The following is a 16277-nucleotide window of genomic DNA, read 5'->3' as shown; positions in this document are numbered from 1 at the left end:
TTCATTCTTCCCTATAATCCCCTCTTTACCTCACCTTTTGCAGCCTCCCAACCAATCATTGCAGTCTTGCGAATCTCTCCCCAATGGTAATTTCCCAACTCACCGGAAGCACGAATGACCCGATGACACGGAATAAGGAAAGCTACGGGATTCTCACCGACAGCCGTTCCAACAGCCCGGCAAGCTCTCGGATTATTGATTCCTACGGCTATATCTCCGTAAGTAGTCAAGCCACCGACAGGAATTTTCAGTAAGGTTTCCCATACCTTTAGTTGAAAGTCAGTACCTTTCAGATGCAATTTTATTTCTTTGAGTTTACTCCAGTCCTGCGTGAAGATAAATAAAGCATTTTGCTGCACTTCATCCACAATCGAGGTAAACTTTGCATTAGGAAACTTCTTCCGTAAAGAGTTAAAAGCCGCGTCATGTTCGTCTGCAAACTCCATACAACAAATACCTTTATCGGTAGACGCAATGAAGATTTCACCGAAAGGACTTTTGGCAAAACTGTAATTGATAGAAAGACTTTCACCTCCGTTTTTATATTCGCCCGGCGTCATCCCTTCTATATTTACAAACAAGTCATACAATCTGCCCGTACCGGAAAGCCCTGTTTCCTGTGCCGCATCGAATAAAGACGCATGAGTTTCATTCAAGATTCTCTTGGCATATTCAATACTAGTATATTGCAAGAACTTCTTAGGGCTAATTCCCGCCCACTCCGTAAACATACGTTGGAAATGCGCTGTACTCAACGCCACCTCCCCGGCAATCTCATCCAATCCCGGTTGCCTTTTAAAATTCTCCCTTATATACCCGATTGCCTGCGCAATACGTGCATAGTCAAGCGTTTTTTGCTCATTCATAACAGAGGTTTGCCATTTAATTCCAAATCCAGCAACCGCTTTTTAGCAGGCAATCCGCCTCCATACCCAACAAGCGTGCGGTTACTACCGATGACACGATGGCACGGAGCAAAAATAGAAATAGCGTTCGCCCCATTAGCGGCAGCAACAGCACGGACAGCTTTCGGCAAATCGAGTTGTTTTGCCAGCTCACCGTATGACACAGTCGAACCGTATGGAATCTCCAACAACTTATACCATACACTCTTCTGAAACTCCGTACCAACAAAAAGCAAAGGCACCTCAAACACAGTCCGCTCGCCATTGAAATATTCATCTAACTGGCTCATCGCCTCCTGTATCACATCTGACGTACTTTCCTCATAACCAGCTTTCAGCACTTTCCGCAATCTCCTGTCTACGATATCCCTATGACTTTCAGCCGCCCAGTCACAAAGACAAAGCTTATCCTCCAGCGAGCCAAGCATCAAATCACCACAAGGAGAATGATAACGCTGTATCTTAATCACATTCGTTTTATCTTCCATACTTCCAAAGATACGTTTATTATATTTACAGTTGAAATAACAGCTAATAATATTTTCGTTTTTATACTCGCACTCTTATTTCCAATGCCGCAAAATTACTACACGCATCACTGATAAACGACCCGAAATTTGCTATTCTTACATAGAAAAGACAATCTCCCCTCCCACTCCTCCATACAATCAATCGTTCTCAATATACTTTATTACCCGGCAAGGACTGCCGATCGCCACACAATTCTTAGGAACAGCATTGGCCTTCATACTCGTACAAAGTGATATAAAGCAGAAAGTGGGAAAACCTATCCCTCAATTCAATCTCCAATTATTTTTTATACATGATTTACTCTCACACCCTCACACTTTCCCTGCATTCCCCTATTCATCGTCCTTTCAGTAATGAGGGTAAGAGTGAGGGTAGGTGAGGGTAAAAAGTTACCCTCACCCTGTCTCGTCCTGATTTTGGTTGACAAAGCCCCCTTTCACACCACCTTTATCAATTACTCTACTTTCATCAAATGATAAAGCGTCCCTTTACGAGACTTACGGCAAGGAATATTCAGTTTTTGAAGTGCACGCCCAAACTGTCCTACCTTATTAATAGCCAGTTTATCCCGTGTTTTCGTCTGTAAATAATTCAAAATCTGCATGGCAGTCAGCCATTCGCCTTCCATTTCCTCTTCTACGGGATTAAGATAGCAGTGGAACAGCTGTTCCAGCGGACTCACCTGTTCAAACTCACGGTTAGTCTGTTTTAATATGTTTTCATCCTCATCATTCAACCAATAACGTTCCCCTTTATAAATCGCCTCCATTGCTTGAGCATACAGCTGTTTGTAATTGATGGTAACGTTCGTTTGAATAGGAGCCGTCACCTCGATGCAAATAAAACGGCGGCTACCGCTAGGATCGGTAAGCAAATCTTTCTGATTGCTGGTACCGATAAAAGAAGCATAACGCCTCATTTCCCGAATCGTATTACCGTATGGTTTGCGCAGATTCGCCACAGGCTTCTGCAACAAATGCTTCAAGAACCCCTGCTGACTGACATTAATCTGATCGAACTCATCAATATTGATCAGAAAAAAACGTCCCAAATAGCGTTCCGCCTCCTGTTTACTTTTAAAATCAATACTGTCCGTATAGCCGAAACGCAACTCCGGCGGCAGAATAATACGACAGAATGTTGACTTGCGATACCCCTGCGAACCGACCAATAAAGGCGAAGTATTATTACCATGTTGCCGATCAACTCCCCTCCAATGCGCCACCATACTAAGAAACCAGCGGTAAAATAATTCCTGCCAATGCGGATTATCACAAGGCACCAGACCAGCCAATGCACGGATACGATCCTTCCCGTCCCAGCGACCTGTCTCATAAAGATATTCCTCCACAGGATTATACAAAGGAACACATTCCGAATTCAGAAAACGATCCACATCACGGTCCCACGCACTGATGCCTTCCTTCAAAGCATTGATCGCAATACTGTTGCGCACCCGTTTATCCACCGGCTTAAAGCAAAAGTGAACAGAATCGCGCTGCCGATATTCCAAATCGTCCTGCACCGTATTGTAACGGAATTCATACCGACGTTTCATAAACTCTTCCAACAGAAAAGCCGTCTCCTGCTCTTTATTGATACTGCTTTTCTTGCCGAATCCCTTACACTCCTGATAAAGATTATGCAGTATCGAACGGATCACCTGCTCTTCTTCCTCGCGATAATAATGAATCATCGTCTGTCGTATCGCTTCCTCTTCGGGAAGCCCCGCTTTGAAACAATGCTCGGCAAGGCGAACCAATAAAGGCTGCAAGTCGTCCCCACGTTTCCAATCCTCCATTTCCTGAAGTGCCCTGTTCAAGGCCGCTTCATAAATCTTCGTGAATGTTTGCGCCGACTCATATCCCGGCTGCAACCGTAATAACGGATTTTTCTCTCCCTGTTTCCGCTGGCGGAAAGTCTCTTCTCCCAGCATCGTAAGCGGTTGTTCCAGGCAGAACGGCACCGCATCCGGATTATAATAAGGAGATTCGTCCAGCGTCATACGGCATCTCTGTGCCAAAACAGGTTCTTTCAAATCAATATCGAAAGGCAACATCGGCTGATAACATTTCACAGCCAGCCAATAAGCATGAACATGAAATAATTCCGCCTCCGCTTCCTTGACCGGCAACCCTCCGTCATCCGGCAAAGCGAAACGCACCCATATTTTCACGCTACGCCCGCTGGAGCCACAAAAAGCGGCAAAAGTCTGTGGCAGAAGTGCCGCTTGCCGTTTCACAAACTCCGCTTCCGAGCCACCGGCCAACCGGCTCACTTCCAACTGTACCAAACCGTTGTACTGCTTCATTTTCCGTTCGCCCTCTTTGGTACGGGTATATTCCACAGCAGAATAAATGTATGGCAATTTATCAATATGTTCGTATCGGGCATACGTACCTTCCAGCAACGGTATAATCTCCCGCAAAGCCGTGATATGTCCCGCTTTAGTTTCCGTCTTCATTTTGTCGAATAGTGTGCCTGTCTCACAAATGCTAAGAGTTTCTTTTCCGCTCCCGTTGTCTTGTCTGATTAAAGTAACTTTCATCCTATTTTTGTCTATTTTTTCTACAATCACATCTACATATTTAATTCCTGTAAAGATACGCTTTTATCCTCCGGTAAACAAGCATTTTATCCGATAAATACCTGCATATTATTTGCATTTGCCTTATTATTTATGTATCTTTGCTTAGTAGTTGTCAAGGGCTCACCCGTGTGAACAAACAGGCTATCAATTGTAAATAAAAACGTCTACAGACGTAAACAGCCTTGTTCACATGGGTGAGCCCTTGCAAATCATTAGAGTTTAACAAAAGAAACATTAAGCATTAATGTATTACTATCTAAGAGAATACATAACAAGAAGAGTTCATTTAAAACAAATATAGAGCTATGGCAATATTATTCGATTGGTATGAAGACCCGAAGCCTTCAAACAAACAGCAGGGAGAAAACGGAAACACCCTGCATCCGCGCATCAAATACAACGGTTCCACAGGGACCGACGTACTGCGCCGACGTATTCAAGAACGTTGTTCACTGACAGAAACAGACGTCACAGCCGTACTTGATGCGCTTTCACACATCATGGGACAGGAATTGGCGGAAGGACGCCAAGTTCATCTGGACGGCATCGGTTATTTCCATCCCTGCCTGACGACCACGGAACCTGTAACGGTAGACACAAAACGGAAAGTGACCAAAGTGAAGCTAAAGGCCATTCAGTTTCGTGCCGACCAGACATTGAAAAACGAATTCGGCGTTCTTAAAGTGAAAAACCTCAAAGGTGGACTGGATTTCACCCAACTGACGAACGAGGAAATTGACCTGCAACTGACTAAGTACTTCCGTACTCATCCATTTATGCGGAGACACGACTTCCAATATCTTTGCGGAATGACAAGAAGTACAGCCATGCGACATATCCGACGTCTGCGCGACGAGGGTAAATTGAAAAATATGGGTGGAGCCATGCAGCCGATTTATGTGCCGGGAAGTGGATATTATGGTAATAATAAAGAAGTTAGTGTAAAAACGGAATAAGATTGGTCAACTCAAATCAGGACGAGACAGAGTGAGAGTAAAAAGTTACCCTCACCTACTCTCACCTTTACCCTCACGCCTGTAACCCCGATGAATAAATGGATTGAGCACAAAGGGTGAGGGTGTGAGGGTAAAACGTCACCAACATTTATTTGAGAGCATTCTTAATGCGAGCAACTATTATACAAGAGCACCTCCATACCGTTCCATATTTTACCGGGGAATCTTAACCATTTCAACCGGCTGCTCCTGTATCTTATCCAACGGTTGTGATTGATATTTTACCTTTGAGAAATCAATAGCTTTTAAGTCAATGCAACGTATCGAATTGTTATAAGCTGTTTTATAATAAACCTTCCGGTTCGTGAGGTCGATAGCTGAGGTCCATTGCGTAGCACTGGGAATATCCGGAATATCACCCTGTGAATGTTCTATACCAATAGGAATATCAAAATTATTAAGCAAGTGGAAACATTGCTGCACGGTATCAAAGCCTGTGGCACGTTGCGGAGCTGTCCCCCGGTAAAAGGCCGCACGCACAAACCGCGAAGGAGGCGTGGCATCACCCGGAATGCCGAGAAAACCGGAGTTGCCACCAGTAGGTTGCAACGTAATACCGCTCAATTTTTGCACGGAAGCGTCACCCGGATGAAGATTGACGTAATTGTTCAAATTTGTAAGTTGCCATTCAAAACCGGGGGCATTCGTCAATACTCCTACTTCATTCTCATAAAAATGCGGCACACCACCTACAATTTCCAACACAACCTGACGCCCCGACGGTTCACCGATACGCCAATGTACTACCGCTGTCTTTTCCAATCCTACAACACGTACAGAAGAAAGGGCTGCCTTCACCTCGTCGATAGTGGAAAACTGCGACAACAGCCACTCCGTCACTTGAAGGTCTGCCAGTGTCCGCTGGTTCTGTGCAGCATCATACGTTTTATATCCCCCATAATGAGGAAAGAAAAATAGTCCGGCCGAAAGTCCGGCCTCATTGATTCCTTCGGCAATAAATTCTTTTTGTACAACAGCCAGACCAACCACTCCATATTTTGCCGTAAACGTTAGTCCATTGACACCTGTAGGAGTGAATGACGTGAGCTGTTGGCCACGTGGAATAATCACATACTCGCTTTGCAACACACCGCGCGCCCATTCAATCGTACGGGCCTGCACATAACTGCCGTCACGGGATGTCAGCGAGATTCCCGTACAAGCTACAGCCTGAAAAGTGCTGCCACATACGGCAGCAATCCCTAGCAATAAGTTCTTTGTCATCTTCATCATTATTTATATATTTATTTGCTAAAAACTCAATACTGTATAAAGACAACAAAATATGGGTTATTTTAGTTTGCAGACACCTCTCTCAAGAAAACTATTGTTTTTTGTTCGTCCCGTACTTTGCGGAACAATATACGTAGTTTGCTTCAATATGCAATCTCTTTTTTTTGGTTAAGCACCGGGAACATACGGATGAGTGAACCAGAAGCACGACCCTTCCCCCTCACGGGATTCGACTCCAATCTTTCCGCCCATCCTATTGACCAGGCTTTGACAGATGGATAATCCCAATCCGGCACCTTATACAAATGAGTCTAATTTTACAAAACGATTAAATATTTCATGTTTTTGTTCATCGGGAATCCCTTTGCCCGTATCCGTTACACAAAAACGCACCTGACTCTCATCTTCCAATGAATAGGAAAGTGTGATTGAGCCTTTAGTCGTAAACTTCAAGGCATTAGTCAGAAAATTAGAGAGTACTTGCATGATTCGGTTTTTATCAGCATCAATCACAATCTGCGGTGAATTTTCATCAAACCGCAGTTCGACCGCAGTGTCACGTTTTTTGTGTGAGAAGGTAGCAATCACTTCCCGGCAAAGTTGTGGTACATCCACCCGTCCCATAACAAGATCTATCATACCGGCTTCGATTTTGGAGATGTCCAGAATGTCGGAAATAAGGTTGAGCAACAGCTCATTGTTCTCCTGCACTAAAGACATATATACATGACGCAGCTCCGCCTCATCGGTTTCGGCAAGCAGACTGGAAAAACCGACGATGGCATTCAAAGGAGTACGTATTTCATGGCTCATATTGGCAAGGAATGCTGATTTGAGCCTGTCCGATTCTTCCGCTTTTTCTTTAGCTTGAATCAGCTCCAGTTCCACCTGTTTGCGGGTGGTGATATCGGTAGCCAGTTCCATGATTGCCCAACGTCCGTCGAGCCATTTTATTGCCATGCTCTGGATGGTATACCAACGTTTGGTGACCGGATTGTAGTCTTCCCAAAAATGAACGCCTGTAAACTTACGGTTGGCATCGAGCAACTTCGGCTTCGGGCAGTGTTTACACCCATTTTCCAGACCTGCATTCAACATTCTCCAACATTCCGCATTTTCCGGAACTTCTCCTGCTTCTTCCCTGAAAGGCTTATTGGCAAAAATCACTTTCAACGTATCGTAATCACTCACAAAAATATTGGCATTGATATTGTCCAATACCTTTTGCATGGTTCGCTGCGACTGTTGCAGCGATGTTTCAACTTGCCAGCGTTTAGTAGCAGTAGATACAATTTGCGATATCTGGCTCATCAGTTCCACATCTTTTTCATCCCATTGTTTGTTCCAGCAAAAGTTGAACGAAAGAAAGCCGAAATGTACTCCCAATTGTGACAGGGGAAAAACAGCAATGGCTTTTACGCCTTGCACTTCGAGCATTTGAGTAATAAAGGGATCAAGCGAATAAATATCGGACGTACAAATGATATGGTTTTCTTCCAGCATGTCGAACCAGGGTTTTCCCGCTTCAATGGTCATACTCCGCAAGTAATCGATAGCGGGTTCTATACCGTCGTTGCACCATTCGTTGGTGCAGCCATACGTAACTCCGTCGAGGTGGTTTTCCCATGTCGCCAAACGGTCGACACCAGTATAACGGCCAATTTCGGCCAGTGCCATATTCATAGCAGTAGGTATATCCGGTTCCAATTACAAAATTTGCAGTACCTTGATAAATAATGCCTGCCGTCGGTTGGTTGCTTCGAGATTCTCCTGAATAGCGATCAAGTCTTTAGATTTCTCTTCAACCATCTGTTCGAGGCTGGTACGGTACTGTTCCAGTTCCATACCGCCCCCTTGAGGTTCAGAATCAGTGGATTTCATGTTTAATAGATAACAGTAAATAGAATTTTAGTTTAGTTTCGAATCCGGACGAGATGCGTCCCACATTCTGCAAATATATACATTTATTTTAGAAACCAAACTTTTTCCCATCAAAACGACTTCTTATAAATGCCTAATAATCGCAGAATTACGAAAGCATATATTACATAATCGACCTCGTCAATTCCAAACTTCCTCAATATTATACCGGATGGAATCTTTTCAACAATATATGACTTACACTGAAAAAGTCCTTATCACACTTTTCTATCTATTAAAACTAAATCCTATTCGTCTGGTTATATCAGTTTCAACCCTACGATTGAAATAATCAGAGTCGTCATAAAAAACAAACGACCCAAAGTTGCCGGTTCATGAAAGAACAGGATACCGATCAATACAGTCCCCACCGCTCCTATCCCCGTCCAAACAGGATATGCAGTGCCGATAGGCAATGTTTGCGCAGCCTTTGCCAGTAGGAACATGCTTAAGGTTACAGAGATTACAAATCCCGCTCCCCACAAATAAAAATCGGTGCCTGTCGCTCCTTTAATCTTGCCTAGACAAAAGGTAAAACCAACCTCAAACAGTCCGGCAATAATCAATATAATCCAATTCATATCATTCTATTTTAATATTAGACTGCAAAATTAACAAGATGCCCGGAGCTTTCACTTTACATTTGATAAGAAACGACGGTGTAAGAGTATCATCAAATCTCTTTTCCTAATATAACTTTTTGTATTTTTGCAGAATAATGATTCAATGCGATATGGATATACACGAGATTATAAACAGGATATATCGGATGCCGGAGGCTTCAGCGGATAAGGTGGTCAAACATCTGTCAAAAATCACATATCCCAAAGGTTATCATATATTGGAGGCTGGCAAGACTGAAACGAATATCTTTTTCATCGAGAAAGGGATTGCTAGAGCTTACATTCCCGTAGACGGAAAAGAGGTAACGTTCTGGATTGGGAAAGAAGGGTCAACCATTGTCTCATTGAAAAGCTATGTAAATAATCAACAGGGGTATGAGTCAATGGAACTGATGGAAAACTCGGTGTTGTATCTATTAAAGCGCAAAGACTTACACGAATTATTCAAGGAAGATATCCATATTGCCAACTGGGGGCGCAAGTTTGCCGAATCAGAGTTCCTGCAAACAGAGGAAAGACTTATTTCTCTCTTATTCACCACCGCGTCCGAACGGTATATGAAACTGATACAAAATAATCCGGAGCTATTACAGAGAATACCATTGGAGTGTCTTGCTTCTTATCTGGGAATAACTCCGGTAAGTTTAAGCCGGATAAGGGCGAAATTGAAACGGGTACTTTGAGATAGAAACATGTTTTTCAAAAGCAAACAGAAAGTGATATATTTGTACAACGAATGAATCAAAAAAGAGAAGTCATGAATATCGAAGATTATAGAGAATATTGCCTGTCAGTCAAAGGAGCAACAGAATGTATGCCGTTTGATGAACATACTTTGGTTTTCAAGGTTATGGATAAAATGTTCACTTTTGCTACATTACGTCCTAAAAACGGAAGATTCTGGGCGGATATGAAATGTAATCCTGATAAATCAGAAGAGCTCATAGAACAATACGAAGACATTTTTTGGGGACCTTTTTCGGATAAGAAACATTGGATAACCGTTTACTTGGAAGGAGATGTTCCCGATAAACTCATAAAGGAGTTGATTAGCCACTCGGTAGAAGAAGTTATAAAGAAGTTACCCAAGAAAAAACAAGAGGAATACAAGAACATGATTTAGGATTCGAAAAATAGACATATCCGGCACTACTATTATTGCTAAAAGTAGAGCCGGATAAAATCACTATACACCCCAAAACGCACACACGGATAAAATCATCGTATATTTAAAAACGTATGTCCCAGGAACACTTGCATTCTTCATTCCGGCAATCATGAATCTGGAGAAAAAATAAATGACTAATTTTATTAACTAATGCTTTTTTAGAAGCATTTTTTTAGGTTATTTTGCGGAACAAATATCACGAACTCGTCAAATTATGGATTGGATTGGCCTTGATTTAACATTCCCTATCACCGACCCTACATGGATATTTCTCCTTGTACTCCTAATTATATTGTTTGCTCCGATATTATTGAATAAACTGCGCATCCCTCATATTATCGGTATGATCCTGGCAGGACTGGCTATTGGCGAACATGGATTTAATATCCTGGCACGAGACAGCAGCTTTCAGTTATTCGGGAAAGTCGGACTCTATTACATCATGTTCCTGGCTGGTCTGGAAATGAATATGGGAGATTTCAAAGAGACGCGAAACAAAGCATTAGTGCTCGGTTTACTGGCTTTTATCGTTCCCATCGGGATTGGATTCGTGGCCAATGTATCTTATCTGAAATATGGTGTAATCACCTCTATATTATTAGCCAGCATGTATGCCTCCCATACGCTCGTGGCCTACCCTATCGTCACCCGCTTCGGCATATCACGCCATCGTAGCGTAAGTATTGCCGTAGGAGGAACGGCCGTAACGGATACACTCACGCTGCTGGTACTGGCTGTTATAGGCGGATTGTTCAAAGGAGAAACCGGAGGATTGTTTTGGATTTGGCTGGTGGTAAAAGTAATCTTTCTAGGGGCACTGATCATTTATTTCTTTCCGCGCATCGGTCGTTGGTTCTTTCACCGGTACAATGACAACGTGATGCAATTTATTTTCGTGCTTGCGATGGTCTTTCTAGGAGCAGGGTTGATGGAGCTTGTTGGTATGGAAGGTATCTTGGGAGCTTTCCTCGCAGGATTGGTACTTAACCGGCTCATCCCCCACGTCTCTCCATTGATGGATCATTTAGAGTTCGTTGGTAATGCACTTTTTATTCCTTATTTCCTTATCGGAGTGGGAATGTTAATCAACTTACGTGTTCTTTTCGGAGAGGGGGATGCCTTAAAAGTTGCCGCCGTGATGATAACCATGGCGCTGACAGGCAAATGGATTGCTTGCTGGCTCACTCAAAAGATATATAAGATGTCTGTTCTTGAACGAAATCTGATGTATGGTTTGAGTAATGCACAGGCGGCAGCCACATTGGCGGCTGTGTTAGTTGGATACAACATTATTCTGCCCACCGGCGAACGGTTATTGAATGATGATGTACTAAACGGAACAGTCTTGCTTATCCTGGTTACTTGCGTAGTGAGTTCACTGATTACCGAACGGGCAGCCAGAAAAATGGCAATGGATGATTCACAACCTGAAAATGAATCGTCGAAAGAAACAGAGAAGATTTTAATATCCATAGCCAACCCGGACACTATCGAGGACATGGTGAATCTTTCTCTAGTCATACGTGACCCCAAATTGAAAGATAATCTCCTGGCATTAAATGTCATCAACGACGATAATAACTCTGATAATCTACGAATTCGAAGCAAACATTATCTGGAAAAAGCCGAAATGATAGCAACGGAAGCAAATGTACCACTCAAAAAGGTCACCCGGTATGATTTGAATATAGCTTCCGGTATTATCCATTCAGTCAAGGAGAATGAGATTACGAGTATTATCACCGGCCTGCACCGCAAGAAAAACATCACAGATTCATACTTTGGAATACTTGCCGAACACTTATTGAACGGATTAAACTGTGAAATAATTATCTCTAAATTTCTGATACCGGTCCATACAATCAAACGGATTGTCGTTGCCGTCCCTCCTAAAGCCGAATATGAATCCGGCTTTCCGCATTGGATGGAACACTTTTGTCGCATGGGGAGCACTCTTGGATGCCGCGTACACTTCTTTGCCAATGAAAAGACTACCATCCGCCTACAAGCGTGGATAAAGAAAAGGCATAAACAGACGCTTACCGATTTCTCTCTCTTAGAGGACTGGAATGACCTGCTGGTATTGACAGGACAGGTAAGTTACGATCATTTATTGGTTATTATCAGTGCACGACCAGGAACTCTTTCGTATGACAGTTCTTTTGAGAAGTTACCGAGACAGCTTGGGAAATATTTCTCCAACAATAGCTTCATCGTGCTGTATCCTAACCAGTCGGGAGAGCCGTTGGACACGTCTTTCTTCTCCAAGCTATATACTGATACCGAAACCCGACATTACGAGAAAGTCGGTAAATGGTTTTACAGGTGGTTTAAGAAAGAGGGATAAAATTAGAATTGAAAAGTTCCGTTTAATTTATAAATATCGATACATTTATCTATATTTGTACTATTAGCAATTTTGCTATAAACACCTAAAGGAAAAGAATGGTATGTCAAACGTTGATTTTTCCAAAATAACAGAAGGAATCTATCATGTGATAGAAACTGAAGAGAAAATACTAACCGGGCTACAAAATGATACGATCACGTTGAAACGTAATAAACAAAATCGTACTATCAAACAGATTCTCGGACATTTGATTGATTCGGCATCAAACAATCACCAACGCATGGTCAGATTGCAATACAGTAAAGATTTGCTTTTCTTTCCCGATTACCGTCAGGATAATGATCTGTGGATAGCATTACAAGATTACCAAAATGAAGATTGGAATAACCTGATTCAACTATGGAAGTTTTTTAACCTGCATATCATTCAGGTTATAAAATCTGTAGATCAGACAAAACTGGATAGCTACTGGTGTGACTTTGAAGGAACAAGGGTTACGCTACAAGACATGATAGAAGGTTATCTAAGTCATTTGCACCTGCATATTCATGAAATCCATGAATTAATGAATGCCTAAAAAGGATAGCGGTTGCAGTTCTTTTATGTTCTATAAATATTAAGATGTATCCACATGGCAACTTACACTCATTTCGCAAAACAACCCGATGTACTGAAACATCTGATACTCTGTGAAGTTCTTAGAAATGAAGCCCCACAAGTATATGTAGAAACCAATTCCGCATGTGCCATCTACTCCATGACGCAAACTCCGGAGCAGCAATATGGTATCTATCATTTCCTGGAGAAAGCAGATGATGACAAATCTCTAAAAGATTCCATTTATTACCAACTGGAAAGTACAGAAATGGCAAAAGGAAATTATCTGGGTTCTCCTGCCCTGGCAATGAATGTATTAGAGAAGCAAGCAAAAAGGTTTGTATTCTTTGATTTAGAAAAGAGTGCGTTGGAAAATGTGGGTACCTATGCCAAACAAGTCGGATTAAGTGCATCTGTAGAGATGCATCATGCCGACTCTTCGAGAGGTACCATAGAGCTATTGCCTTCACTTCCTTCATCCTCTTTCATTCATATCGATCCTTACGAAATAGACAAGAAAGGAGATTCAGGAGTAACCTATCTCGATATCCTGATACAGGCTACTCAATTAGGAATGAAGTGTTTATTATGGTATGGATTCATGACCGAAGATGATAAAGAATCTTTGGACAACTATATTGTATCCAGTCTGGAAAAGGCAGGTATCAAGGATTACATAGGTGTAGAGCTTACTATGAATTCAATAAGAAAAGACAGTATATTATGTAATCCGGGCATTTTGGGAAGTGGTATTTTGGCTACAAATTTATCACAAATCTCCAAAGATACCATTCTTGATTACAGTAACAAACCGGTTGATATATACAAAGATGCTAAATACAAAGATTATGATGGAAGTTTATATATTCAGCATCTTTGATATCCACTTATTAATTTAATTACCTAGAACATTACTCTACAAACAGAGCGTCAGAAAGCCGGAGCTTTTAAAATCAGTTTCCGGCCTTTTGGCTATAAATTAACTTATTTCTTTGGCTGATTGTCCACAAACCATCTATTAGCCGTACATTTTTCGTATCGTCATCTTCCACGTTCCATGCATAACCTCCTGAAGGCAGGCCACGTCTCTCCAATATTTCATTGGGCTGATTATTGGAAAAGAAAAGTTCCAGTTGCGTAGAGTCAGGACTAAACACAATAAAGGCAGAAGCATTGCTATCGTCCACCGATTCCGTGCGGATTCCTTTCTCAAACAAGCGGATACAGTCTTTTTGCACTTCACACCATACATATCCGGCAGAACCGATACAGCCATGTTCATCCCGATCACCTCCCACAATCGGAGATTGCGGATACTGAACTAATTTAGAAGCCGGCATTCCCGGTGTATATTTTCCGGTATAGAACACTTCCAGCGTATCATTCAGAAGCAAACCGTTGACTTCATCTTTATTTGCATCTATCGTACTGAACGAAAGGGTATCATTCTTATCAGTAACAATCGTTACCGTATTCATGGTTGCATCACTAACGATTCCTTTTGAGCTTGCCACTTTTGACGAGCAACCTGCCATGAGGCAGAGCGTACCTACTGCTAATAATATTGTTTTCATTTTCTTTAATTGGGGCTTTGTTTTTAAATTAATGCAAAGATAAAGGTTATACTGCCAATATTTCGCTTTTACAAAATAAATTAATTTCCGGGCAGATTGTTCACCAGCTACACACAAAATGCCTATATTGGACAACGATCTATTAGAAAATCAGCCTACCTTTGTGATATGGATAATCAAAAGTAAATACAGAATACCATGAAAGAAACTTTGCAGATTCCCACTCCCGAAACACTGGAAGCCTTGATAGGTAAGGAACTTTATGATATATGGACTTCACTTTGCCAGCTTATCGAGCAAAAGTACAATATGGAACAACTATGGAACCATGGAGGGAAAAAATGGATATACGAATATAAATATCGCAAAGGCGGAAAAACGCTGTGTGCCCTATACGCCAAAGAACAAACGATTGGCTTCATGGTCATTTTAGGTAAAGATGAGCGTGCCAAATTTGAATCTCTGCGAGAAGTATTCTCCAATGAGACTCAAAAGATATACGATGAGACGACGACTTTCCACGATGGGAAGTGGCTTATGTTCGAATTGAAAGACACTTATTTATTTAATGATATGGAGCGACTGCTATCCATCAAACGAAAACCCAACCGATGATTGAATCAGATATAAATAAAAGGTATTGTCAAAGTTGCGGGATGCCTCTCCGCTTTGATATAGAGAAATATCTGGGTACTAACTCCGACGGTTCCCGAAGTGATGAATATTGCTACTACTGCCTGAAAGATGGAAAATATATCGTCGACATTCCGATGTCGGAAATGATTAATATCTGGATAAAATACACCGATAAGTACAATGAATATGCAGATACCGCTTATTCGCCGAAGGAACTTAGACGAATACTCAACGAACGGCTCCCCAAACTGAACCGATGGAAACAGAAGTTGGAAACCAGTAATATCCATCACCAAAAGATTCAGGATATAGTCGTTTACATCAACAATCATTTATTCGATAGTTTAGATGCAGATATACTTAGTACGATAAGCGGACTTTCCAAATATCACTTCAGAAGAGTGTTTCAAACCGTTGCCGGAGAAAATATTGGAAGCTACATACAACGTTTGCGCCTCGAACATATAGCACATCTGTTAGTATCCACCGACTTTACATTAAATCAGATTTCGGAGCAAACAAACTATCAGACTAAATTCAGTCTGGCAAAAGCCTTCAAAAAACATTTTGGAGTGTCAACCTCTCAATATAGGGAGAAGTATAAGCCGATGTATGACGAACAGCATGCGGTTATCACTCCTGAAATCCGGTCGATTCTGCCGATGAAAGTATTTTGTATCGAGGTGGGTGAAAAGTATAAGGATGAACTCCGATACAAATTAATATGGGACAGGCTCACCAACTATGCTAGACAGCGCAATGAAGAAAAGTCGAATGATAAGTTTGTCAGCCTTAGTATGGACGACCCGGCCATCACCCCAATAGATAAATGTCGCTTCTATCTCGGGGTCATAATCGATAACAAAGAAAATGATTTCCAGCCGGGAGTGATAGAAGTTCCCGGTGGTCGTTATGCTATATTCAGGCATATCGGTGACTACTCTTTATTGCATAAATTCTACCGGACTATTTATGAAGAGTGGTTCCCGGAAAGTAAATATCGTCCTCAAAGCACCTTTAGCTTTGAAATGTATATGAACCGCCCTGCCTCCACCCTTAGAACAGAACTAATTACCGACATCTATATTCCGGTCATCAAGAAATAATTAATTATCAACCCTCTAAAAACAATGT

Annotated in this window: 14 protein-coding genes and 1 pseudogene; 8 read left to right on the top strand and 7 right to left on the bottom strand. The window is 41.9% G+C overall.

Annotation, left to right across the window (positions count from 1 at the left end; genetic code table 11):
• Positions 1–11 precede the first annotated feature (11 nt).
• The 3 genes from BXY_RS04945 to BXY_RS04935 form a co-directional block, all read right to left on the bottom strand.
• Positions 12–866: a bifunctional helix-turn-helix domain-containing protein/methylated-DNA--[protein]-cysteine S-methyltransferase gene (locus BXY_RS04945; protein ID WP_004306442.1), complete on the bottom strand. Its 855-nt coding sequence runs from the start codon at positions 864–866 to the stop codon at positions 12–14.
• Entirely contained in the window at positions 863–1393 is a 531-nt protein-coding gene (locus BXY_RS04940) for a methylated-DNA--[protein]-cysteine S-methyltransferase (RefSeq protein WP_015531337.1), read from the bottom strand. The genes BXY_RS04945 and BXY_RS04940 overlap by 4 nt, the downstream gene beginning before the upstream one ends.
• A gap of 497 nt (positions 1394–1890) precedes the next feature.
• A complete protein-coding gene (locus tag BXY_RS04935; protein WP_015531336.1) occupies positions 1891–3984 on the bottom strand; it encodes a BT4734/BF3469 family protein in 2094 nt (697 codons plus the stop codon).
• A gap of 347 nt (positions 3985–4331) precedes the next feature.
• On the opposite strand from BXY_RS04935, the gene BXY_RS04930 reads away from it, so the two are divergent.
• Positions 4332–4982 (top strand): HU family DNA-binding protein, encoded by a 651-nt coding sequence (locus tag BXY_RS04930; protein WP_015531335.1) that lies wholly within the window; start codon positions 4332–4334, stop codon positions 4980–4982.
• Positions 4983–5195: 213 nt separating this feature from the next.
• Here the strand turns inward: BXY_RS04930 and BXY_RS04925 are convergent, their stop codons facing one another.
• The 3 genes and pseudogenes from BXY_RS04925 to BXY_RS04910 all read right to left on the bottom strand — a co-directional run bounded on the left by BXY_RS04925 (position 5196) and on the right by BXY_RS04910 (position 8776).
• Positions 5196–6275, bottom strand: a complete 1080-nt coding sequence (locus BXY_RS04925; RefSeq protein ID WP_004299162.1) for a linear amide C-N hydrolase — start codon at positions 6273–6275, stop codon at positions 5196–5198.
• Between the two features lie 168 nt (positions 6276–6443).
• Positions 6444–8156: pseudogene (locus BXY_RS04920) on the bottom strand (ATP-binding protein).
• Between the two features lie 299 nt (positions 8157–8455).
• Complete coding sequence (locus tag BXY_RS04910; protein ID WP_004306435.1) at positions 8456–8776, bottom strand: DMT family transporter; 321 nt, start codon at positions 8774–8776, stop codon at positions 8456–8458.
• Positions 8777–8928: 152 nt separating this feature from the next.
• Between BXY_RS04910 and BXY_RS04905 the strand changes: the two genes are divergently transcribed.
• The 5 genes from BXY_RS04905 (at position 8929) to BXY_RS04885 (ending at position 13813) form a co-directional block, all read left to right on the top strand.
• Positions 8929–9501 carry a Crp/Fnr family transcriptional regulator gene (locus BXY_RS04905; RefSeq protein ID WP_004306434.1) on the top strand — a complete coding sequence of 191 codons (573 nt, stop codon included), beginning with the start codon at positions 8929–8931 and terminating at the stop codon, positions 9499–9501.
• Between the two features lie 74 nt (positions 9502–9575).
• On the top strand, positions 9576–9941 hold the full coding sequence (locus BXY_RS04900) for an MmcQ/YjbR family DNA-binding protein (RefSeq protein WP_004306433.1): 366 nt from the start codon (positions 9576–9578) through the stop codon (positions 9939–9941).
• 259 nt (positions 9942–10200) lie between these two features.
• The gene (locus BXY_RS04895; RefSeq protein WP_015531334.1) at positions 10201–12333 is read left to right on the top strand and encodes a cation:proton antiporter; all 2133 of its coding nucleotides are present in this window, start codon (positions 10201–10203) and stop codon (positions 12331–12333) included.
• A 103-nt stretch (positions 12334–12436) separates the two neighbouring features.
• Positions 12437–12913 carry a DinB family protein gene (locus BXY_RS04890; protein ID WP_008640754.1) on the top strand — a complete coding sequence of 159 codons (477 nt, stop codon included), beginning with the start codon at positions 12437–12439 and terminating at the stop codon, positions 12911–12913.
• Positions 12914–12967: 54 nt separating this feature from the next.
• Positions 12968–13813 (top strand): 23S rRNA (adenine(2030)-N(6))-methyltransferase RlmJ, encoded by an 846-nt coding sequence (locus BXY_RS04885; protein WP_015531333.1) that lies wholly within the window; start codon positions 12968–12970, stop codon positions 13811–13813.
• Positions 13814–13886: 73 nt separating this feature from the next.
• Here the strand turns inward: BXY_RS04885 and BXY_RS04880 are convergent, their stop codons facing one another.
• Positions 13887–14507 carry a hypothetical protein gene (locus BXY_RS04880; protein WP_004306429.1) on the bottom strand — a complete coding sequence of 207 codons (621 nt, stop codon included), beginning with the start codon at positions 14505–14507 and terminating at the stop codon, positions 13887–13889.
• Positions 14508–14705: 198 nt separating this feature from the next.
• Between BXY_RS04880 and BXY_RS04875 the strand changes: the two genes are divergently transcribed.
• Both BXY_RS04875 and BXY_RS04870 read left to right on the top strand, forming a co-directional pair.
• The gene (locus BXY_RS04875; protein WP_004306427.1) at positions 14706–15122 is read left to right on the top strand and encodes a DUF3788 domain-containing protein; all 417 of its coding nucleotides are present in this window, start codon (positions 14706–14708) and stop codon (positions 15120–15122) included.
• Positions 15119–16249 carry a GyrI-like domain-containing protein gene (locus BXY_RS04870; RefSeq protein WP_004306425.1) on the top strand — a complete coding sequence of 377 codons (1131 nt, stop codon included), beginning with the start codon at positions 15119–15121 and terminating at the stop codon, positions 16247–16249. Before BXY_RS04875 ends, BXY_RS04870 begins: the two co-directional genes overlap by 4 nt.
• The last annotated feature ends 28 nt before the right edge of the window (positions 16250–16277 follow it).

The sequence above is a fragment of the Bacteroides xylanisolvens XB1A genome (genome assembly GCF_000210075.1).
Taxonomy (GTDB): Bacteria; Bacteroidota; Bacteroidia; order Bacteroidales; family Bacteroidaceae; genus Bacteroides; species Bacteroides xylanisolvens.
The sequence above is the reverse complement of the archived record's forward strand: the minus strand, read 5'-3'. Positions and strand labels throughout refer to the sequence as shown.

Excerpts from the sequence above, each read along its gene's own strand:
- BXY_RS04945 (WP_004306442.1), bottom strand. The coding sequence starts at position 866 with ATGAATGAGCAAAAAACGCTTGACTATGCACGTATTGCGCAGGCAATC.
- BXY_RS04940 (WP_015531337.1), bottom strand. The coding sequence starts at position 1,393 with ATGGAAGATAAAACGAATGTGATTAAGATACAGCGTTATCATTCTCCT.
- BXY_RS04935 (WP_015531336.1), bottom strand. The coding sequence starts at position 3,984 with ATGAAAGTTACTTTAATCAGACAAGACAACGGGAGCGGAAAAGAAACT.
- BXY_RS04930 (WP_015531335.1), top strand. The coding sequence starts at position 4,332 with ATGGCAATATTATTCGATTGGTATGAAGACCCGAAGCCTTCAAACAAA.
- BXY_RS04925 (WP_004299162.1), bottom strand. The coding sequence starts at position 6,275 with ATGATGAAGATGACAAAGAACTTATTGCTAGGGATTGCTGCCGTATGT.
- BXY_RS04910 (WP_004306435.1), bottom strand. The coding sequence starts at position 8,776 with ATGAATTGGATTATATTGATTATTGCCGGACTGTTTGAGGTTGGTTTT.
- BXY_RS04905 (WP_004306434.1), top strand. The coding sequence starts at position 8,929 with ATGGATATACACGAGATTATAAACAGGATATATCGGATGCCGGAGGCT.
- BXY_RS04900 (WP_004306433.1), top strand. The coding sequence starts at position 9,576 with ATGAATATCGAAGATTATAGAGAATATTGCCTGTCAGTCAAAGGAGCA.
- BXY_RS04895 (WP_015531334.1), top strand. The coding sequence starts at position 10,201 with ATGGATTGGATTGGCCTTGATTTAACATTCCCTATCACCGACCCTACA.
- BXY_RS04890 (WP_008640754.1), top strand. The coding sequence starts at position 12,437 with ATGTCAAACGTTGATTTTTCCAAAATAACAGAAGGAATCTATCATGTG.
- BXY_RS04885 (WP_015531333.1), top strand. The coding sequence starts at position 12,968 with ATGGCAACTTACACTCATTTCGCAAAACAACCCGATGTACTGAAACAT.
- BXY_RS04880 (WP_004306429.1), bottom strand. The coding sequence starts at position 14,507 with ATGAAAACAATATTATTAGCAGTAGGTACGCTCTGCCTCATGGCAGGT.
- BXY_RS04875 (WP_004306427.1), top strand. The coding sequence starts at position 14,706 with ATGAAAGAAACTTTGCAGATTCCCACTCCCGAAACACTGGAAGCCTTG.
- BXY_RS04870 (WP_004306425.1), top strand. The coding sequence starts at position 15,119 with ATGATTGAATCAGATATAAATAAAAGGTATTGTCAAAGTTGCGGGATG.